General features: G+C 52.4%; 16 protein-coding genes. 6 read left to right on the top strand and 10 right to left on the bottom strand.

What is annotated here, in order from left to right; genetic code table 11:
- Positions 1 to 121 precede the first annotated feature (121 nt).
- The gene (locus C7B82_RS14845; RefSeq protein WP_106257057.1) at positions 122 to 1,378 is read left to right on the top strand and encodes an amidohydrolase family protein; all 1,257 of its coding nucleotides are present in this window, start codon (positions 122 to 124) and stop codon (positions 1,376 to 1,378) included.
- 123 nt (positions 1,379 to 1,501) lie between these two features.
- Here C7B82_RS14845 and C7B82_RS14840 read toward each other — a convergent pair whose 3' ends face one another.
- Both C7B82_RS14840 and C7B82_RS14835 read right to left on the bottom strand, forming a co-directional pair.
- Positions 1,502 to 2,056 carry a sensor histidine kinase gene (locus C7B82_RS14840; protein ID WP_106257056.1) on the bottom strand — a complete coding sequence of 185 codons (555 nt, stop codon included), beginning with the start codon at positions 2,054 to 2,056 and terminating at the stop codon, positions 1,502 to 1,504.
- A 258-nt stretch (positions 2,057 to 2,314) separates the two neighbouring features.
- Positions 2,315 to 3,184, bottom strand: coding sequence for a peptidoglycan-binding domain-containing protein (locus C7B82_RS14835; RefSeq protein ID WP_106257055.1), 870 nt, complete (start codon positions 3,182 to 3,184; stop codon positions 2,315 to 2,317).
- Positions 3,185 to 3,584: 400 nt separating this feature from the next.
- On the opposite strand from C7B82_RS14835, the gene C7B82_RS14830 reads away from it, so the two are divergent.
- Positions 3,585 to 4,631, top strand: a complete 1,047-nt coding sequence (locus C7B82_RS14830) for an ADP-ribosylglycohydrolase family protein (protein WP_106257054.1) — start codon at positions 3,585 to 3,587, stop codon at positions 4,629 to 4,631.
- A 175-nt stretch (positions 4,632 to 4,806) separates the two neighbouring features.
- Positions 4,807 to 7,362, top strand: coding sequence for an HD family phosphohydrolase (locus C7B82_RS14825; protein ID WP_245939903.1), 2,556 nt, complete (start codon positions 4,807 to 4,809; stop codon positions 7,360 to 7,362).
- A 3-nt stretch (positions 7,363 to 7,365) separates the two neighbouring features.
- On the opposite strand, the gene C7B82_RS14820 is transcribed toward C7B82_RS14825, so the two are convergent.
- From C7B82_RS14820 to C7B82_RS14790, 7 genes are all read right to left on the bottom strand, one after another.
- Positions 7,366 to 8,202 (bottom strand): carbohydrate ABC transporter permease, encoded by an 837-nt coding sequence (locus tag C7B82_RS14820; protein ID WP_106257053.1) that lies wholly within the window; start codon positions 8,200 to 8,202, stop codon positions 7,366 to 7,368.
- Positions 8,203 to 8,210: 8 nt separating this feature from the next.
- Entirely contained in the window at positions 8,211 to 9,011 is an 801-nt protein-coding gene (locus tag C7B82_RS14815; RefSeq protein WP_106257052.1) for a class I SAM-dependent methyltransferase, read from the bottom strand.
- Positions 9,012 to 9,109: 98 nt separating this feature from the next.
- Positions 9,110 to 9,637, bottom strand: coding sequence for a GNAT family N-acetyltransferase (locus C7B82_RS14810; protein ID WP_106257051.1), 528 nt, complete (start codon positions 9,635 to 9,637; stop codon positions 9,110 to 9,112).
- 96 nt (positions 9,638 to 9,733) lie between these two features.
- Entirely contained in the window at positions 9,734 to 11,377 is a 1,644-nt protein-coding gene (locus C7B82_RS14805; protein ID WP_106257050.1) for a 2-isopropylmalate synthase, read from the bottom strand.
- Positions 11,378 to 11,537: 160 nt separating this feature from the next.
- On the bottom strand, positions 11,538 to 12,056 hold the full coding sequence (gene labA / locus C7B82_RS14800; protein ID WP_106257049.1) for a low amplitude/bright protein LabA: 519 nt from the start codon (positions 12,054 to 12,056) through the stop codon (positions 11,538 to 11,540).
- A gap of 733 nt (positions 12,057 to 12,789) precedes the next feature.
- A complete protein-coding gene (locus tag C7B82_RS14795) occupies positions 12,790 to 14,307 on the bottom strand; it encodes a DEAD/DEAH box helicase (RefSeq protein WP_106257048.1) in 1,518 nt (505 codons plus the stop codon).
- 12 nt (positions 14,308 to 14,319) lie between these two features.
- Positions 14,320 to 15,090, bottom strand: coding sequence for a Uma2 family endonuclease (locus C7B82_RS14790; protein ID WP_106257047.1), 771 nt, complete (start codon positions 15,088 to 15,090; stop codon positions 14,320 to 14,322).
- A gap of 185 nt (positions 15,091 to 15,275) precedes the next feature.
- Between C7B82_RS14790 and C7B82_RS14785 the strand changes: the two genes are divergently transcribed.
- The 3 genes from C7B82_RS14785 (at position 15,276) to C7B82_RS14775 (ending at position 20,465) form a co-directional block, all read left to right on the top strand.
- Positions 15,276 to 16,367, top strand: coding sequence for a Gfo/Idh/MocA family protein (locus C7B82_RS14785; RefSeq protein WP_106257046.1), 1,092 nt, complete (start codon positions 15,276 to 15,278; stop codon positions 16,365 to 16,367).
- Positions 16,368 to 16,498: 131 nt separating this feature from the next.
- Entirely contained in the window at positions 16,499 to 17,500 is a 1,002-nt protein-coding gene (galE, locus tag C7B82_RS14780; protein ID WP_106257045.1) for a UDP-glucose 4-epimerase GalE, read from the top strand.
- 199 nt (positions 17,501 to 17,699) lie between these two features.
- Positions 17,700 to 20,465 carry a WD40 domain-containing protein gene (locus C7B82_RS14775; RefSeq protein WP_106257044.1) on the top strand — a complete coding sequence of 922 codons (2,766 nt, stop codon included), beginning with the start codon at positions 17,700 to 17,702 and terminating at the stop codon, positions 20,463 to 20,465.
- Between the two features lie 127 nt (positions 20,466 to 20,592).
- Here the strand turns inward: C7B82_RS14775 and C7B82_RS14770 are convergent, their stop codons facing one another.
- Positions 20,593 to 21,357 carry a glycosyltransferase family 25 protein gene (locus C7B82_RS14770; RefSeq protein WP_146141160.1) on the bottom strand — a complete coding sequence of 255 codons (765 nt, stop codon included), beginning with the start codon at positions 21,355 to 21,357 and terminating at the stop codon, positions 20,593 to 20,595.
- Between the last annotated feature and the right edge of the window lie 32 nt (positions 21,358 to 21,389).

Raw genomic sequence — 21,389 nt, 5'->3', positions numbered from 1 at the left:
CGCCCCTACGGGAAATGCCGGAGTGATTAAATGCTTGTTCCTAAATGCTGAACGCTAAACGCTGAACGCTAATCCAAACTTTGCCGTTGTTTTTTAGCCAGTCCTCACCAAAAACGGCTCTATGTTAGAACTGACCAACTGTATTATTTTGCACGGTCCTGACTTAGAACCGCATCACTGTCACCGCTTTACGGTCAAAGGTGACACGATCGCAGCCATTGTGCTCGGTGCGCCCTGTCAGACGATCGACCAGGGCGCCCTGGTCATTCTGCCGGGGATGTACAACAGCCATACCCATCTAGGAGATGCGATTGCTCCTGACGGCGCGACGGGGATGACCCTGGAGCAGGGCTTCTTTCGGCCCGATGGCTACAAGTATCGTCGCTTGGCTCAACAGCCAGAGGCAGACCATCTCAGGCAGATGACAAACCATCTGCACTACATGGCTCGTACGGGCACGATCGGGCATCTTGATTTTCGGGAACAAGGCGTGTACGGCTCGCAATTGCTTCGGCGTGCCTCTGAGGCAACGGGAGTGCGATCGATCATTTTGGGGCAATTCAACCAACTGCCGTTTACAGCCGCTGAGCTACAGCAAAACCAGGTGGGGCTGACCAAGGAGGCGATCGCGGAACTGAAAGCTGTCTTGGCGATCGCAGACGGGTTTTCCGAAAGCACCATGAACGATCTGACCGATGCAGCATGGCTCGAAATTTATCAGCTCACCGCCCAGCAGCAGCAGTTGCGTGCCATCCACTGCTTAGAGAACGAGGGCTATCGGGACGTGAGTCTGGCGCTAACAGGCCGCGGCGACCTCGAACGAGCGTTAGAGCTCTATCAGCCGCACCTGGTGATCCATGCAACCGTCGCCAACGCAGACGACATTGCCTTACTTTCACAGCAGCAGGTGAATGTTGTCCTTAACCCACGGGCAAATGCCAATCTTGGTTTACCGCTGCCTCCCATTGCACCATTGCTGCAAAGCAACGCCAATCTGCTTTTAGGGACGGATAACGGCTTGCTCAACAGCCCTAACTTATTGGCCGAGTTAGATTTTACCTACAAGGTGGCAAAGAGTCAGTTTGGGAATGCCAAAGAACCCGCGCCACAGGCCATACTCAAAATGGTGACTAGCAATATTCGTCCTGTGTTGGGGGGCGATACCTATGGCTATTTGGCTACTGGCTTGCCGGCTGATTATACTGTGCTGAATTTTCATCAGCCCCATCTGCGATCGAGTCAACACATCCCAGCCTCGATCGTGACGCGGGTGACGCCAGAAGATGTGTTGGCAACGGTTTACCAGGGCAAGGTTTTGTGGCAAGCAGAGAAAGCGACTGTACTGCAAACTAGCCACTCAGAAATAATGCCAATCTAAACTGGCTTCAGGGCGATTAACGATCGTAGGGGCGCTTCGCGAAACGCCCCTACCGGCAGACAATTTACCGCTTTTATTTAATCCATGCTCCTAAAACCGTTGTCAGCTATTTTCCAATGCCTGCTATGAAACACCGTCTTCCAGTGGCAAACTCAGGCTAAAGCACCTACCACGCCCAGGCTCGGACGTCACAGTCAAGTCGCCACCGTGCTGTTGAGCCAATTTACGGGCAAGTGCCAGCCCTATACCAATGCCCTGGTATTTTTTATCGAGCCCGCTATCAAGCTGTTGAAAGGGCTGAAACAGTATGGGGATATCCTGTTGTGCAATACCAATCCCTGTATCAGCAACATGAAAGCAGATGAAAAAGGTGTTTTTATCCTTTAGCCTTCTGCCGTCAGTCTTTTCAACCGTCAGCGTCACCGTCCCTAAGTGTTCGCCACAAGCCGCAGTATTCTCGACGTACTGTTGCTGTTTTGTGTTCAGAGGCCCAAAGATTTGCTTGAGCAGCAAGCTAGAAAAGCCCAAAATGCCCGTCAGAGGGGTTCGTAATTCATGGCTCATGTTGGCAAGAAACTCACTTTTGGCTGTGTTAGCCTCTTCAGAGAGTTGCTTTTCAGACTCTAGCTCTTGAGTGAGGCTTTGCTTTGCTAGTGCCGATCGCTGTCGCTTAGCCATAAATGCTTCAAGACTTCAAGACTGCCAGACCGTTGCTCAGTGCCAGTACTCACCGTTAGCTGCCAACAGTTGCCTGACAGCGGATGTCAAAACCGTGCAACAGCTGCGCTCAATTGGCAGATTTGCTGACGGTTGCCAAAGTCACCCGTGCAACAACGGGCGGGGTGCGATCGCTTACTCAGTCTATGGACAGAACAGACCTTGTAGCTACGCGAAATCTACTGAATCTCAGGCCATCTTTCAACTGCAATCTCGGTACTATCGGAGTAGCGCACTCCAGGTCGCTGCACCAACCACTCCATCCGGCTCAAGCTTGAAGCGGCGTTGGGCGGCTTTCACAGCGGTCAACGTTTCGGCACCAAACACACCATCACCTGTGCCTTTGAAGAGACCGAGCGATCGTAGCCGCTCTTGGAGTGCCAGCACAGCTGATCCTTTCATCCCTTGCTTTAAGGTCGGCAAGGTTACGGATGCAGTGGTGGGTGTATTCGCTGTGACTGGACGGGCTTCAGCTGCTGGTTTGGTTGGTGTTGGAGACACTTTGACAGGAGCCGGCTTCGCGGCGGGGCGTGAACTGCTGGTCGGTTTACTGCTGGAAGGCGTTGGACTGGCTCCCGCTGGCACCGGGAATGATGCTGAGCCACTCACGGCTGGTGCCACGGTGTTGACGGCTGGATTAGGAACTGTAGCCGTCGCTGTGGGTAATGTACTTGGGATTTCTGCTGCTGCTGGAAAAAGACGATTCCACGTGGCGGGTCCCGTAATGCCATCGGCACCCAAACCAGCCGCTTGCTGAAACTGGGAAACAGCCGAAACGGTGCTCTGACCATAGAACCCATCAACGGTACCACCGTAGTATCCCAACAGCTTGAGAGCGGCTTGCAGTTCAGTCACCTCTGCTCCTCGACTGCCAGGTTTCAACGTTGGACGGATCAGGTCACTAGTAGGGGCGGTTCCAGTAGTGTCGGTGGTTGCGGCACCAGTGACTTGGCTGAAAGCACTGGCTGTCGTTACGTGAACGAGTGCGGTATAGCCTAAGCTCACTGCCAGTAAACTTAAGGCTGTGCGGCGAAGCAGCCCAAAAGTCAACGTTTGAAGCTTAGATGAAGTTGCCCGCGTATTGCCCATTGCTGGAATCCTTCTGTAAAGAATGGAAAGATGTTTAAGGATGCTAGTCGGTGAAAGTAGTGTTTGATCAGCCGATCTTGGGTAGAGGAAAGACGCTCATTGGAGCGGTTTCGTTCCAGTGACTTTACCCTAGAGCTACTATAGGTGAGTCAGGATCGAATGCAACTAGAGAGTTTCTTAAATCTCAGCTTCAATAAGTGAGGCTGAGTCTCTAAAAGAATGCGCGAGGCCGATCGAAACGAAGTAGGACATCAAACGGGTAAGCGCCATGAGGTTTGATCCTGTTGTAATGTCCGTTTTGTTGTGATGATCACACGCATTGCGACGATCGCCCAGTGCAGGATGGTTCTCGCAAGGATGTCCACTTTAAGCAAGACGTAACAGGAGCGATCGACGATCGATGCGCTATTCGCTATTGAGCCGTTTTCAGGGAACATTGCTGGCAGCGGCGCTGGGGGATGCGCTGGGGGCTTACAGTCGGTTAAGGCAACCTTTGAAACCAGAGGGTGTTAGTGCCTCCAATCAAGAGGCGTCGCCGCTGGCTCCAGTTAATCTTGCCGCTTGGCACCCTGGGATCATGCCTGGAGGCAGCGCGTCCTCTACGCCTTCAACTCCTTGGGGCAATGCCGCCATCAGTTGTGCTCGTGTGCTTGTTCAAGCGGGGCGTTGGAACGAACTTGAAATGGCAGCGATCGGTGTTCGCCTTGCGGCTGACAGAATGGCAATGAGTGCTGTGCTGGATCGACCACACTCACCTATCGCCTTCATCGCTGCTGAAAGCGCACTGGCGATGCTTCCTGTTACCTTATTTTTTCACGACAACGAACCTAGCCAACAGCAGCGACTGGTTCAAACGGCCAACCTTTGGCGCTGTCCTCCTGGCACTGAAGCTGGGGCGCTGGCATTCAGCTATGCGATCGCCCAGTTGCTTCAAGACCGCCTCGATCGCCTGGCATTAGTGCCCCAAACTGTGGCCTACCTGAAACAGAGTACTGCCAATCCAACGGCTCTCCTGCTAGATTTGATGCACACATTGGAGCAGGCTCAAACCCTCCTCCAACAGGGTGCTGGGCTTCATATGGCGATCGAGCAGCTACGGGCTCGGGCCACTCACTTGGACAGCAGGGCGATTGCGCTGGCATTCTACTGTTTTCTCAGTACACCCAACGATCTAACGTTGTCACTGCTGCGAGCAGCGCGTAGCGGTGTCATTGCGCCCGTTGTATGTGCCTTGACGGGTGCTCTAAGCGGTGCCTACAACAGTCTCAACGGGTTGCCGTTGGCATGGAGTGCGGGCAGCCCAATGCCGTTGCTGTGGGGGCTGTCGGATCAGGAGATGAATCAATTAGTGGCTCATCTGTTTGCTGTCTGGTCAGGTGTTTACGATACGGCAACTGCAACAAACCGATTTGCGATCGCCGCTCCTGGGGTGATTCGTCCCCGGTAAGACCTTGATTATGCGTCTAACTTGATCGAGCGTCTAACAGAGCTATATGTGGTGATACGGCTTTACTTCAAGGTAAAACGGCTTTCTATAATGGAAGGGTTATGGCAATCGTTCTCTCTCAGTCACGCTGTCCTATCTACAGTCGCTGCCGCCGACAGGGCGACCAGGTGCCATTATGAAGTTGCTTCATCGCCTGACGCAACCGCTGGGTGTACCGAGCCTACAGGGCAGTAAGCAACTTTGGACACATTGGAAGACACGGTTGCATCAGATGTCAAGCAGTCACCCAAGTTTGCGCAAGCTTCTGCCTTCAACGCGATCATCTCAACCGTTAACAGTGAGTTCAAACGGCTCTTCTGGGCAACCGAATGGACAAACCGTGTCCAAGCTAAAAATGTCTCCAGGCAGTGCCTCTCGCTCTTATTTGCTGGTGGCTGTCACGGTTGCCTCACTGACCAGCGTCATCGGTCATCGCTTTTACAATGCGCCCAAATTGGATGTTGGTAAGGCCGCGCCTCAAACCATCTTTGCCCCCGCCGCCACTACTGTCGAAGATACCAAAGCCACAGAGGAAAAACGCAAGGTTGCTCGCAAAGAGGCAACCTCTGTGCTGATGCTCGATCCGTTAATCAACGAGCGGATTGAGCAAACGATTCAGCAGCATTTAAACCAGGGCAATGAACTGAGACAACTGGCAGGTTCCTTTCCCTTCGCTAAAACGGCGATTTTGTCTCTCCCTGTGCAAACGTATTTGCGGCAAGCGTCTGCACAAGATTGGAACCAGATTGCCACGGCGGCAAACCGAGTACCGACCCGTCTGGAAATAGCTGCGGCTAGACGTGAACCCAAAACGGTCGGTCTGGACGCAAACCAGCAAAAAGCGTTTACCGAACTGCGATCGTATCGTCGTACGGTTGATGCTACTGGCTACAGCACCCTGGTGGAGGCGATTACTCGAGCGCGATCGCGGTATGTTGTGGCGTTCAAATCTCTGCCCCAAGCACCCGCGCCAGAGACAATAAATCCAGTGGGAAAACCCGTTTACAATGCGTCACTACTCAACCTGACTGATCCAGAATGGCGGCAAACGCAAACACGTACCCTTCAAGCTGCCGACCGGATTCTGGCACAAGGTATTCCTACGGGGTTGCCACAGTCTATTCTCGATGAGGCCGTCAAACTGCAGGTGAAGGATTGGGTGCCAGCCGAAGCAGAGACGATCGCGACCAATATGTTGCTGGCATCACTCCAGCCGAACCTGGTAAGGGATGAAATTCAGACGCGGCTAATGGCAGAGCGAGCGGCGCAGGATGTCAAGCCGGAGATGGTGTCTATTCGTCAAGGTGAGGCCATTGTGCATGCTGGCGAGACGATTACCACGGCTGACTTTGCGCTACTGGATGACTTTAAGCTGAGCCGTCGTGGTGTGGACTGGGTTGGCTTGATGGGCTTTGGGATCGTAATAGGTGGCGCTGTTGGCGTCTACTGGCTCTTAGAGCGTCGGTTTCATCCGGGGATGCGTTGCCGCGATCGCGTGCTGATTGTGCTACTCACCTTAAGTACACCCGTGCTGTTAGCACTGCATGTTCCTTCAACGAATCTGCCAGCCGTTGGATTGCTAGTGGGTAGCTTTTACGGCTCGCCGCTGGGTGTTGCAGTCGCGGTCTTGTTAACGTTCTGCTTACCGATTGGCACTGTGTTGCCCGTCAGCCACCTGCTGTCTAGTACAGTGGGCGGCATTCTCTGTGGTTTCATGGCAGGACGGCTGCGATCGCGTGAAGAACTGGCGCTGTTGGGAGCGGGGGTGGGTGTTGTTCAAGGCGTGCTCTACTTGCTGTTCAATGTAGTTTCAGGCGCAGGCCTCTATACACTCCTTGGTTCAACAGTGATTCATGGTCTGATTGGGCTTGCCTGGAGCATTGTGGCGATCGGGATTAGCCCCTACCTGGAGCAACTGTTTGACCTGGTGACGACCATTCGTCTCGTTGAACTGGCAAACCCCAATCGCCCCTTGCTCAAACAACTTGCCGCCAAGACTCCTGGGACCTTCCAACACACGCTGTTTGTTGCCACTCTGGCAGAAGCCGCCGCGCGATCGCTCGGCTGTAATGTCGAGCTTGTAAGAGCGGGCACGCTTTACCATGACATCGGCAAGATGCACGATCCGTTGGGCTTTATCGAGAATCAGATGGGTGGCCCCAACAAGCATGACCTGATTGACAATCCCTGGAAAAGCGCTGAAATTATCAAAAAGCACGTGTCCGAGGGCATCGTCATGGCACGGAAGTACCGCTTACCCAAGGCCGTGCAGTCATTTATTCCGGAGCATCAGGGCACGATGATGATCGCCTACTTCTACCATCAGGCACAGCAACGAGTACAAGATGGACTCGCTCAGGGCAAGTCGATGCCGCCGATCAAAGAGGCAGAGTTCCAATATGACGGACCTGCGCCTCAATCACGAGAAACAGGCATTGTGATGTTGGCAGATTCGTGCGAGGCGGCACTGCGATCGCTCAAAGACGCCACTCCTAAAGAAGCGCTGTCGATGATCAATAAAATTCTGCGTGCCCGTTGGCAAGACAAGCAGTTAATTGAGTCTGGTCTCACCCGCGAGGAGATGTCCCAAATCGCTGCGGTCTTTGTCGAAGTCTGGCAACAATCGAATCATCAGCGCATTGCTTATCCATCAAAGCCAGTGAGCATTCAAAGCTCAGCCAGCAAGGTTTAGTGATTAGCCTTTTACACCGCTGCCAGATTCGGTGGGCACGATGTAGTGCTGCATGGCAATGAAAAACAGCAGAATGGGGGCGATCGAAATGACAGAACCCGCCGCAATCAAACGCCAGTCGAGCGAAAACGTGCCTGCTAAGGTCGCCACCCCCAAAGGGAGCGTGTAATATTCTGGGCGATCGAGCACAATCAGCGGCCACAGAAAATCGCTCCAGGAGCCAATGAAGACGAAGATTGCCAGCGTCACCAGTGCCGGACGAATCGCGGGGATCATCACGTACCACCAGATCCCCAGTTCTGAGCAGCCATCCATCCGTCCCGCTTCTTCTAATTCTTTGGGCACACCTTGAAAGGCTTGTCGCAGCAGAAAAATCCCAAAGGCAGAGGCGATCGCGGGGAAAATGACGCCCAGGTAGCTATTCCGTAACCCCAACTGCACTGCCAGCACATAGAGCGGAATCATCACAATCTGAAACGGGATCATGATCGTGGCGACAATCAGCGTGAAGAAGACTTCCCGTCCGCGAAAGTTGAGCCGCGCCAGAGGGTAGGCTGCCAGCGCACAAAACAGCAGGTTCAGCCCAACCGTCAGCACTGCCACTAACGTACTGTTGAACAGGTAACGCCCAAACGGATTAGCGTTCCATACTGTTACAAAATTCTGGAACGTTGGCTGGCTGGGAAAAAGCTGCGGCGGGAACTGAAAAATATCTTCCGTAGGTGACTTGAGCGAGGTGCTAAGAAGCCAAACCAGGGGGATAAGCATCACGATCGCGATCGCCACCAGGAGACTATAGATCCAGACTCTTTGCCAGAACCGTGATCGTTGTTGCGTCATATCACGTCCTACTTAGTAGCAACAACGGCAAGATTCCAGGCAAACCGTTTCATCAGTGGCAGTTGTTTGAGCACCCGATCGAGCGCTTCCAAGCGCTGATAGTCTGGTTTTAACCGCTCGTGTTCCAGAATAATCTTCTTCCAGTAGCGCTCCTTGTTTGGATTCACCTTCTCAATCAGGTAGAAGCGCAGAAAAATCCACAGAGTTGCCAGCCAGAAGGTATCGTACTGGACTTGGGAGAAGCGCGATCGCACAAAGTTGACAATGCCAATCTCCAGCGGCGTCTCGTCTTCTGTCCGTACCTCAGTGGCAATGCGACGATAAACGTTGATCACTGGATTATGTCTGAGCGGGTCCCAAAAACACGCTTTGCCGCCTGGTTTTAGAATCCGATGCATCTCCTGAATCGCAAGGCGCGGATCGGGGATGTGATGCAGCAGATTGGAGGCATACACGATATCAAAGGTGTTGTCAGGGAAATCGATCGCCATCGCATTCACGACCCTCCCTTCCACTTCAACGTGATTCGCAGCCGCTAGCTTGAGCGCGACATCCACCATTCCCGGCGAATAATCCGCCGCCACACAGCGTGCCCCTTTCGTCGCAAAATAAACGCTATTTTCACCCGCTCCACAACCCAAATCGAGCAAATGTTTGCCGCTCAGATTGCCAAGCTGCTTCAAAATAAAGCGATTTTCGGGTGCGGTACAGGCTTCAAAATAGTCAGCCACACGAATACCATCGACATCGATGACCGCCGCCCACTGGTCATGAAACTGCTGTTCTTTCTGGAGAATTTCGTCTTGCATCATAGTCTACTTGCGACAGAGATCATGCCAATGGAACGTCGATAAGAAAATTTAAACACTGACGAAGAGACTCGGCACATGCACTCCAACGGGGTTGTTCAACCGCAATTATCGCTCAACTGCCTGGGCTTTTCGATCCATCCACCGCTCAGTTTCTTCTCCCAAAATAAGGCCTTGCCCATCTGGGGACTCAGCTCATAGCCATTAAAGCCGAAAGACCTGTAGGCTGATTGAGCAATGTGGTTTCCTTCCAGTACCTCTAGTGTGAGTTTGCAGCAGCCCAAAGCCAACGCGATCGCTTCCGCTTTCTGTAGCAGCAATTTGGACAATCCTTTGCCACGGTGGGGGGCAGCAACGATGACATCGTGGATATTGAGCAATGGCTTACACGCAAACGTCGAAAACCCTTCAAAGCAGATAAGCAGCCCCGCAGGTTCAGCCTCGACAAGCGCGAGAATGGCATGAGCCGTTTTTCTCTGTGCAAGCTCTGTTGCGAGATTAGCTCTAACATAGTTGGACAGACCTTCACCACCACCCATGAGGTCCAGCGCGTACTCGTCCATTAATTGAACTAGGGCAACCGCATGAGCTGATACACCGAGATCGGCTTCAATAATTTCAATCATCGATTAGTGCTTGACTCTTTCACCGTTGGCACCACAATTGTGACATCACAGAGCCCAGTTTCTGTACTCTCTGCGATGTCAAGCTTCTGCCATAGTCTAGCTTTCAAGCGCGATCGCTGCTTCCCTGGGCTTTAACTCAAGCGCGACCTTCTCTGCCGATTCTTCTGAGCGCTGCAAGGACGCATAGAGTCGATTCAGTGCGTTAACGTATGCCTGAGCCGAGGCCACGATGATGTCAGTGTTGGCAGAATGACCCGCGAAAATGCGATCGCCTTGACGAAGGCGGATGGTGACTTCGCCGATCGCGTCGATGCCAGCGGTGACGGATTGCACCGAGAACTCGATCAGTTCGTTGGGCACATTCACCACGCGGTTGATGGCTTTGTAGACTGCATCCACAGGACCCGTACCCGTCGCGGCATCGGTGAGTTCCTGACCATCGGGTGTGCGGATGGCGATCGTGGCGGTAGGGTGGGCGCGATCGCCACAGGAAACCTGCACCAGTTCGAGGCGAAACAGTTCGGGAGCCTGCTGGATTTCGTCATTGACGATCGCCTCCAGATCCCAATCCGTCACGTCTTTTTTCTTGTCTGCCAGTTCTTTGAAGCGAACAAAGGCTTTGTTGAGTTCTTGATCAGCGAGGTCAAAGCCCAACTCTTTGAGGCGAGATCGGAAGGCGTTGCGTCCCGATAGTTTGCCCAACACAATCTGGTTGTCGGTGAGACCAATAGATTGAGCATCCATGATTTCGTAGGTCAACCGATTTTTCAGCACACCATCCTGGTGAATGCCAGATTCATGGGCAAAGGCATTGGCACCGACGATCGCCTTGTTTGGCTGCACCAGCATTCCCGTCAGGTTCGACACTAAGCGCGACGTTTTATAAATCTGGCGCGTATCAATATTAGTGAGTGGCGCTTCGGAATCGACCGGACGACCCAGGAACGGATTGAAGTACTGCCGCCGGACGTGCAGACCCATCACCAATTCTTCTAGCGCCGCGTTTCCTGCCCGTTCGCCAATGCCGTTGATGGTGCACTCGAGCTGTCGTGCGCCGTTTTTCACCGCTTCCAGGAAGTTGGCGACGGCAAGCCCCAAGTCGTTGTGACCGTGAACGGAAATGACTGCCCGATCGATGTTGGGCACATTCTCCTTGATGCCGCGAGTCAACGCACCAAATTCAGCGGGAGTGGTATAGCCAACCGTGTCGGGGATATTGACCGTGGTGGCACCTGCCGCGATCGCGCGTTCCAACACTTGATAGAGGAATTCTGGATCAGAGCGTCCCGCATCTTCCGGTGAAAATTCCACATCGTTAACGAAGGACTTGGCATAAGCGACCATTTCACCTGCGATCGACAGCACTTCAGCCCGCGACTTCTTCAGCTTGTACTGCAAGTGAATGTCTGACGTGGCAATGAAGGTATGAATGCGCGAACGTGCAGCAGGTTTCAATGCATCCGCCGCCGCTTTGATGTCGTTGTGCGTCGTCCGCGCCAAGCCACAGATGATGGGGCCACCTTCAGCGCCTACGACCTCAGCAATTTTTTGCACTGCCTCAAAATCACCAGGGCTGGAGTACGGAAACCCCGCCTCAATCACATCCACACCCAGTCGTGCAAGTTGGCGCGCGATCGTCAGTTTTTCGTCGATGTTAAGCGCCGCACCAGGAGCCTGTTCGCCATCCCGAAGGGTGGTGTCGAAAATAATGACGCGATCGTGATTGGGTTGAGTTTCCATAAGTAGAGATTCCTGCTGTCATGCAAGCGACAATATCACCATTCTAGAGGTACAGGCTAGAGGGAGTGGAGAACCGCCTGACGCTTAGAGCCTTAAACTTAACGTCCCAAACTTAGAGATTCAGTTTGACCTTGAGCCGATTGCCTGCATCCTTTTCCTTTCAGTAGTCTGCTTTCTCAATCTCTTTGCGAATGGCATTCAGGTCGATGTAGCGATCGGTGACGTTTCGAAGTTCACGGGCAATCATGCCCTCCGTAGAGACAACGGTAATGTGGGTATTTTTGGAACGCAAGAGTTCGATCGCGCGCTCAAAATCCCCGTCACCGCTAAAAAGAATGACCCGGTTATACTGCTCAACTGTGTTGAACATATCCACCACAATCTCAATATCCAGATTTGCTTTCTGCGAGTAACGACCGGAGTTGTCGTCATAGTACTCCTTGAGAATTTTGGTTCTAACCGTATAGCCCAAACTAATCAAGGCATCTCTAAAACCCCTCTGATCCTGGGGATCTTTCAGCCCTGTATACCAAAAGGCATTAATCAAGCTGACGTCCGGGTCATTGGTAAAGTACTCTAACACTCGTTTTGGATCAAAAAACCAACCGTTTTTTTGCTGAGCATAAAACATATTGTTCCCGTCCACAAAAATAGAAAGACGGCTCGTTGCATAAGTCATAGAAACTAAAGACCTAAGATTTGTAGGAAATAAATGAATGAATAACCAATTCTAACAACTTGCCTTAAAGTCGCCACCCAAAAGACGCTACGGTCATGAAGCAATGACTTGGTTGACGTAAAAAGGCAGAAGCCAGGAAGTGGGTCTCTCTGCAAGCGCTAGCGATACTTTGCTTCGCTACTGTTTCAATTAAATAGCTGTTCATCAATGAGAGACTTATGGATTAAATACATCCCCCTATAGGAGGATGTATTAATTAAGACACTTATAAAATGCGTGATTGTCTGTGAACATTAAGACTATAGGTTGGTGAAGATAAAAGTAATAGCCGAGCCTTTGAGAAGCTTTACCCGGAATTGACATCGTATTTCTACGCCTGAAAGATAGAGTGATAAAATTTACGCCAACTAAGTGACCTTATTATTGCAAAAAATTTCAAATCCTGCTTCATCAAAAACTAGTATTTTGGGGTGAGTGTGGTTAGGAACTACGGCGACCAAGGCACTAGTAGAGTCACGATCAAAGGGCGATAAGACACTAAACCTGAAAGTCAAACTAAGCAGCAGTTTAAATTCTAGCGGCATCCTTTATTACCGTTGCTGAAGCATGTCATTCGCTAGAGCTTAACCGAGAAGGGCTATGCCAGAACGAACCCGAATGGAGTTACCTTGAGCATGATGAGGAGAAAATGGTGAAATCTCATTATGCATGAATGCGAATGCAGCAAGCTTACTTACTCATGATCAGACGGTGTTAGCGGCGGGTTCACAGGTATTGCAGTCCACTCTGAGAGCGGCTCAGCCGCATGGGGTACTACTATAGGCTTGACGGGATAGAGCGGTGGGGACGGCACTAATTCTAGCTGCTGCGGCTGTGTTCGGGATGGCTCTCCTCGACGCCGACGGGCAACATTTTCTTCATTGGTGTCTTCTGCAACGACCTCATAGAGTAAGGCAAGCTTGTCAGGGGTTTTGCCCTTACGCAGCACTCGTCCTAAGCGCTGAATATACTCGCGGGTAGAGCCAGTACCTGAAAGGACGATCGCGACACTGGCTTCGGGCACATCCACACCTTCGTTCAGCACCCGTGAAGCAACCAGAGTGCGATAGTCTCCTGCCTTGAAACTCGTCAAAATATCATGCCGTTCCTTCACGCCTGTCTGATGGGTAATGGCTGGAATCAGGAACGCCTGAGAAATGCGATAGACCGTCGCATTATCATCCGTGAAAATGAGGGTGCGTTCGGGATAGTGAGTCGCCAGCAGGTCTGCCAGCACACGCAGCTTGCCTTCAGTGCCAAAGGCGATCGCGCGTGCTTCTCGGTGTGCCAGCATGGCTCGTCGTCCCGCTTTAGAACCAGCGCTTGCCTGCACAAACCGCTGCCAGCCTTGAACGGAACCCAGAAAAATTTTGGCCTCTTGCAAAAACTGATTCCGCACCTGGATCAGTTCATCATAGAGATCACGCTCGTTCTCCGACAATCGCACCTTAATCTGTACTGCTTTGTGTTTGGCAAGCGTTGTACCCGCCAGTTCTTCAGCACTTTTGCGATACACTTCTGGCCCAATGAGCGTGTTTAAATCTGCGTGTCTACCATCAGTGCGATCGGGCGTGGCAGTGAGTCCTAAGCGGTAGGGCGCGATCGCATACTCAGCAATCACACGATTAAAGTCACTGGGTAAGTGGTGACATTCATCAAAGATCAGCAGCGCATATTGATTTCCTAATGTTTCAGCATTGATCGCTGCACTGTCATACGTTGAAACAAGAATCGGTGTTCGGTCTCTGGAGCCACCGCCCAGCAAACCAACCTCGACATCCGGAAACGCGGCCACAAGATGAGCATACCACTGATGCATCAGGTCTAACGTCGGCACCATGATGAGCGTGCTACGCTTGGTTGCCTGCATCGCCATCTGGGCGAGATACGTTTTTCCAGCGGCGGTCGGTAAGACCACCAACCCCATTCGTCCGGCCTCGATCCATGCCTCTAGAGCCTCCTGCTGGTGCGGGTAGGGTTCCATCTCCAGCTTTGGGATCAGTTCAACATCATAAAAGGCTTTGGCGCGATCATCTAGTTCCGTTCCCGCTGCTCGTAATGCCAACACGAGGTTACGGTACTGCATCGCTGGCACACGAAACCGCTCGACGCGATCGTCCCAGGTCGCAAAGTCCAGCCAATCTTTGCCGCGCGGCGGTGGATGGAGGATGAGTGTACCGCGATCGTACGACAGCGTTGGAGTCCGAGCCATGAAATTTTTTACCTAAGCGTCGGGGTCGATGCCCATTGCTCTCAGTCGCTCTGCCAATTGTGCTGCTTTCGCTTCGGCTTGTTCCGCTCGTTGGCGTTCTTGTTCCGCCCGTTGGCGTTCTTGTTCCGCTCGTTGGCGTTCTTGTTCCGCTCGTTGGCGTTCTTGTTCCGCGTTTTCGGCTCCTGTGGGGATCGCCACACCCTCAGCATTGCACCAGCGTAACCAGCGATCATCTTTGCCTTCAAAGGTGCCATCCCAAAGCGTTAAACCGATGCTGATCGCCTCTAACCAGAACGTGGACATTTCCTGATAGCGTCCTGCTCGTTGCTCAAACGATCGCAACGGCTCATTCCCTAACTGCTGGAGTGGGTCAAAGACTATATAGTATGCCACACCCATCCGGGCGTAATCATGCAGCTTACTGCCTAACTCATTACCTTCTTTGTTGGAGACAATTTCGATCACGACATCGGGTGGCTTGCCAAATTCCCAAACAAAATAAGTGCGGTTTTTCTTTTCGCGCCAAGCTTGAGGTACTTCAACATCAAGGCTGAGAAACACATCGGGGACGAGTGGCGGCTGACGCACGGCATAAAACACACCGACATTGGCTGCCAACAAGAAGGTTCTCCCACCCAGTGCTGAAGCATTGCTATAGAGTGGTTCAGTCAGAAAGCGTTGCTGTTTTTCAGAAATGAGATTGTCCACAGGGGTATCGTCCTCGATCGCCAGCTTGCTTATATCCGGCGACAAGTCAGTTTCTATTGCCACTTCTGGAGACATCGCGGTTCCTCTCGTGCTACCTGCAATAGTAGCGGAAATTGGGTGTAGGGTTGAAGAAAGAGGGAGGGGGAGAGGTGAAGGGGGAAGTTTTGAGTTTTGAGTTTTGAGTTTTGAGTTTTGAGTTGACTACTAGCTACTGACCACTGACCAGTGACTCTTTCTAACAACCAACATCTCCATTCCACATGCTTTCTTCTACTCAGTCCACTCTTGGAGTGGCGATCGTCGGTACAGGGTTTGGGCAAAAGGTACATATTCCAGGCTTTCAGGCCCATCCTCGAACGCAGATTGTGGCGGTCTATCACCGCGATCGCGCCAAAGCGGAGGCGATCGCTCAGCACTATCAGATTCCTCATGCGTGTGAGACGATCGAGGCCGTTGTCGCCTTGCCTGATGTTCAGGGTGTGAGTCTCTCGACGCCCCCCTTTCTGCACTACGAGCAGGCAGCGATCGTGCTGAATGCGGGCAAACATCTACTGCTCGAGAAACCAACGACGCTGACAGCCACAGAAGCAGCAACCTTGCAGCAACTAGCGATCGCAAAGGGAGTGGTCGCTAACCTCAATTTTGAGTTTCGCTGTATTCCGGCATGGCTGCGACTGGCAGAACTGCTGGCAGAGGGCTACGTTGGCAAACCACGCTTGCTTAAAGTGGACTGGCTCGTCTCCAGTCGCGCGGATGCTTCTCGCCCGTGGAACTGGTACGCACGGAAGGATCAGGGTGGTGGGGCGCTGGGCGCGATCGGCTCCCACGCCTTCGATTATATTGCGTGGTTGTTTGGTCCTGTGAAGCAACTCTGTGCTCGTTTGAGTGTCTCTGTACCAGCCCGTCCCGATCCCGAAAGCGGTCAATTAAAACCCGTCGATGCGGATGATGTCTGCACAATTTTGCTGGAGTTGGCAGATGGCACGCCCTGCCAGATGTGCTTGAGTGCAGCAGCGTATCAGGGACGTGGACACTGGCTAGAAGTGTATAGCGATCGCGGCACGCTCGTCCTCGGCAGCGACAATCAGAAAGATTACGTCCACGGCTTCAAACTCTGGGGCAGTCAGTTGGGCGAACCCTTAACAGAGTTAGAGATTCCCCAACGGTTGGAATTTGCTGAAACGTTTCAGGATGGTCGGATTGCACCGTTTATGCGGATTGTCGATCGCTGGGTACAGGGCATTGATGCAGGACGGGCGATCGCGCCTTCGTTGGAGGATGGGCTCTACTCGCAGCGCTTAATGGATCTGGCGCACGAGTCCCACAAGAGTGGACGGTGGGTTGTCGTTTAGGGACGCGAAAAAACTAAATCACTACCTCATAGTCTGACGGCTGAGGACTCACGTAATTTACTGGGTCTTCACAAAACTTGGATTAGACTGAGTCCAGAAATAAATGAACATCAAGCAGCGGGCGATTCAGCATGTCACAGAGTCAAGCAACCATCCTTGTTACAGGCGGCGCAGGTTACATCGGTTCCCATGCCGTCCTGGCACTCCAGCAAGCGGGTTATCACGTCATCGTGCTCGATAACCTGGTCTACGGGCATCGAGACATTGCTGAAACGGTGCTCAAGGTTGAATTGATTGAAGGCGATACCAGCGATCGTGCCCTACTCGATAACCTGTTTGCGACCCGTAACATCAGCGCTGTCATGCATTTTGCCGCCTATGCTTACGTGGGTGAATCCGTCACTGACCCTGCAAAGTACTACCAAAATAATTTTGTTGGCACCCTCACGCTACTGGAAGCCATGTTGGCAGCCTCAGTGAAGCACTTTGTGTTTTCGTCTACCTGTGCCACATACGGTGTCCCCAAGACCACTCCCATTCCTGAAGATCACCCCCAGAACCCGATCAATCCTTATGGGGCGACGAAGCTGATGGTGGAGCGAGTCTTGACCGATTTTGACAAAGCCTATGACTTTAAATCGGTTTGCTTTCGCTACTTCAACGCAGCCGGTGCCGATCCCGAAGGACGCTTGGGAGAAGACCATAACCCCGAAACGCATCTCATTCCACTAGTTTTACAAACGGCGTTGGGGCTACGCGACTCGATCGCCATTTTCGGTACCGACTATCCCACGCCTGATGGCACCTGCATTCGCGATTACATCCACGTGACGGACTTAGCACAGGCGCATGTCTTGGGTCTGTCCTACCTGCTCAACGGTGGCAATACGACCATCTTTAACCTGGGTAACGGCAATGGCTTTTCGGTTCGCGAAGTGATTGATACGGCACGCCAGATTACAGGACGAGAGATTACAGCGATCGAGCACGAGCGTCGTCCTGGTGATCCTCCAGCGCTGGTTGGTAGCGGCGATCGTGCCCGTAGCATTCTGGGCTGGAATCCCCAATACGCCGATCTGCAAACGATTCTGTCTCATGCCTGGAGTTGGCACCAAAAGCGGCACGCTCACTGATTGGGCGGTAGATGAATGGTTAGTGGTTAGTGGTCGGTAGTTAGTAGTCAGTAGATAGCTGTTAGGAAGCCAACCGCTGACAGCTGCTGACTCATCATTACGAACACATTCTTTTGTCACGTTGAGAGCACATTAACTCTCATACTGAGAATGGGGAGCATTAGTGCTGTGGTGGTAGGTTGGCATTTGAGAGGACTGCATGGCTGGTACGGGCATAACAACAGTTCAAGGCAGCGCCAGCGATCGACAAAGTAACGGCATCTTTATTTCTTACTCGCGTAAAGACAAGGACTTTGTTCAGACATTAGATGCGTCGCTGCGGCAGTTCGGCTACGATCCCTGGGTTGACTGGGAAGACATCCAGCCGACCGAAGACTGGTGGGCAGCGATCCAGACAGGCATTGAAGCCGCCAATAGTTTCCTCTTTGTGCTGAGCCCAGATTCAGTGGCATCAAAAGTCTGCCGTCAGGAGCTTGAGCACGCGGTTGCGAACCATAAACGGTTGGTACCGATCGTGCGGCGTGAAGGCTTCGATGCGGCAGATGTGCATCCTGCGTTAGCAACACATAACTGGCTTTTTTTTCGCGAAAGCGATGACCCCGATCGCACCCTCCAAATCCTAACAACGGCACTAGAAACTGATTTAGAGTATGTTCGTGCCCACACTCGCTTACAAATGCGGGCGATCGAATGGGATCAAAAAATCAGGGACGACAGCTTTCTCTTGCGCGGTAGCGACCTGGAAGACGCAGAGCTATGGCTGACAAAGGCAGCGGGGAAAAAGCCACAGCCTAGCGAACTGCAAGGCGCTTTTATCAACACCAGCCGCAAAGCTGAGACCAACCGACACAAGGCTGATGTCATCCGTCAGCAGTTTTTAACAGGTGTTGTCAGTGCTTTTTTCGTGGTCGCTTTGGGTTTAGCAGGCTTTGCCTTCAAGCAAAAAAACAAAGTCGAAGTGATCGCCCAAAGTGCTGGTGCGGAGCACCTCCTGGCTTCGGGGTTGGAGCTAGATGCCCTGGTTCAAGGCTTACAAGCCGGACAGCAGCTCAAGCACATTGGCTGGTTTTTGACACCCGCTACCCAGCTACAGGTCATTGCAGCGTTGCGGCACGTCGTTTATGGCATGAATGCGCGAAACACTCTACAGGGACATCTGGGCTACGTGATGAGTGCCAGTTTCAGCCCTGATGGTCAAAGGATCGTCTCCGCTAGTGCTGACAAAACTGTTAAACTCTGGAGCCGTGAGGGGCAACACTTGGCAACACTCACTGGTCATCGCGATCGCGTCAACAGCGTCAGCTTTAGCCCCGATGGCAAAACGATCGCCTCTGCCAGTGACGATCGTACGGTCAACCTGTGGAGCCGTGAAGGACAGCTACTGCGAACGCTGAAAGGGCATACTGCTAAAGTCTTGAGCGTGAGTTTTAGCCCCGACAGTAAACTCATTGCCTCGTCTGATGAAGATGGTAACGTCAAGCTGTGGGGTCTAAACGGGAAGGCGGTGAAAACCTTCAGAGCGTTGGATTTTGCTGTCTCTAGCGTTCAGTTCAGCCCCGATGGGCAAACGATCGCAACAGCTAATGGCGATTTCAGTGTGCGACTTTGGACAAGCAGCGGACAGCCGCTCAAAACGCTGACAGGGCACACCGACTCGGTCATCAGCGTCCGCTTCAGTCCGGATGGTAAAACCCTTGCCTCTGCTAGTGAAGATCAGACCATTAAACTGTGGTCAGTCGATCGAACCGCGCCACAAGCGTTTGGACAAGCACTACAGACACTCACTGGACATACCGACGCAGTCAAAAGTTTGAGCTTTAGCCCCGATGGTCAGCTGCTAGCTTCGGCCAGCACAGATAACACCATCAAGCTCTGGAATCTGAATGGTGAAACAATCAAAACCCTGCGAGGACATAGCAATTGGGTCAACAGCGTCAACTTCAGCCCCGATGGCAAAACGCTGGTCTCTGCCAGTGGCGATCGCACGGTCAAACTCTGGGCGGTCGAATCACAACCACTTGTGATGCTGAGTGGGCATCGCGACATGGTGAACAGTGTTCGCTTTAGCCCCGATGGACAAACACTAGTCACAGGCAGCAGCGACAATACGGTGAAGCTCTGGAACCGCAATGGTCAAGAACGAGTGACGCTTAAAGGTCACCAAAAACGGGTTCTCAGCGTGGCGTTTAGTCCTGATGGGCAAACGATCGCCTCTACTAGCGAAGATCGCACCGTTAAACTCTGGAACCTCAAGGGACAGATCCTACAAACACTCAAAAGTCATCAAGGAACCGTGTGGAGCGTGGCTTTCAGTCCCGACGGGCAAATGATCGCCTCTGCCAGCGAAGATGGCACTCTTAAGCTCTGGAGCCTTAAGGGACAGCTACTCAAAACGCTACAAGGTCATAACGGAGCCATTCTGAGCCTTGCCTTAAGCCCCGATGGTCGCTTCCTGATCTCTGGCAATGACGATGCCACTGCCAATCTTTGGAGCGTAAGTGGAGACTTGATTACGACGCTGAAAGGGCAAAGTGGTCCCATTGGCTCAGTTAGCTTTAGCCCCGATAGCCAAATACTTGCAACCGGTAGTGACGATGGCACTGTGAAGCTTTGGAATCGGGGTGGCGATCAGCTATACACGCTGAGAGGTCATGGTGGTTTCATTATGGGACTGACCTTTAGCCCCGATGGTTCAACGATCGCGACTGCCAGTGCTGACAAGACTGTTCGGCTTTGGAGCCTCGACGGACAGCAGCTAGAGACGTTTAGTGATCACACCAATTGGGTCAGGAGCGTCAGCTTTAGTCCTGATGGGAAGACCCTTGCTTCGGCCAGCCAGGACGGTACGGTGATTCTCTGGAACCTGAATCTCAATGATCTACTGACGCGTGGCTGCACCTGGTTGCACGATTACCTCACCACCAATCCAAGCGTCAGCCAACGCGATCGCGCAGCGTGCCTCTAGACCCTGTTTCACTGAGGAGATGTCCAAGAAAAAATTACCATTGGGTGCAGGCATGTTTTGCCAGAGTCTTGCCTTTTAACCCGTTCACCTTGTGCCCCTATGGGTGTTTTGTTTGCTAGAGAGATCCTTAGCTATTTAACCGCCATAGCTCATCACGAATTAATCGACTCGCTGTCACAAGAGGTTTAGTAGCAGCGATTCGATCGTACCAGTTTCGATGCGCCAGACTGCTGGGTGAGCCCTTTTGGCTGGATAAATTAGGGTTGCTTACCAGACAAACCACGTCTGGGTGAAGGCGGCGAAAAAGGGTAAACGCGCCATCAATGTAGAGCCGTCCACCTCGAGGATGCCCCGGAGGGTTGAGCAGCGTTTCTTCAAAATATTGCACTAGCTGAGGCAGCACCCGAGCGTGAACACAATAGCAGTGCGCCCAGATAAATTCCCCATTGAACGGTACAAGCCCGGTTGGGTAAGCGCTTAAAGCCTTCTGCTCGATCGCGTGCCCCAGATAGCATAAATCCCAGTCGTTTTTTTCCAGTCGTTGGATCAGCTTGTCCTGCTCGACCTCTTGTCGAAGTCGACGACGAAAAATGGCATCATCCTCCAGTATCCAAACGCGCTCGACCCCGTCCTGTAAGCACTCTTTAAGAATTCCGAGGTGCCTAATAAAGTTACTGTAGACACCGATCGACGGAAAGCCATTTGCCTCCAGTGGACGCGGTGGTGGTGGTAAATGTACCTTTGGCCCCTTGATATCAACACCAATGGCAGCGAGTTCGCGACTCAGAGCCTGGTATCGATCGGTGCGCTCAGGTAAGTGAATAATGTATAGACGTTCGAAATAATCAATGAGTCGCATTGGATGATCGCCTGGTAGGTGGCACTGAGGCATTCGCTTACTGCACCCAGTCGGACTTAACCTTA

This window comes from Stenomitos frigidus ULC18, assembly GCF_003003795.1.
Lineage (GTDB): Bacteria > Cyanobacteriota > Cyanobacteriia > Leptolyngbyales > Leptolyngbyaceae > Stenomitos > Stenomitos frigidus_A.
The sequence above is the reverse complement of the archived record's forward strand: the minus strand, read 5'-3'. Positions and strand labels throughout refer to the sequence as shown.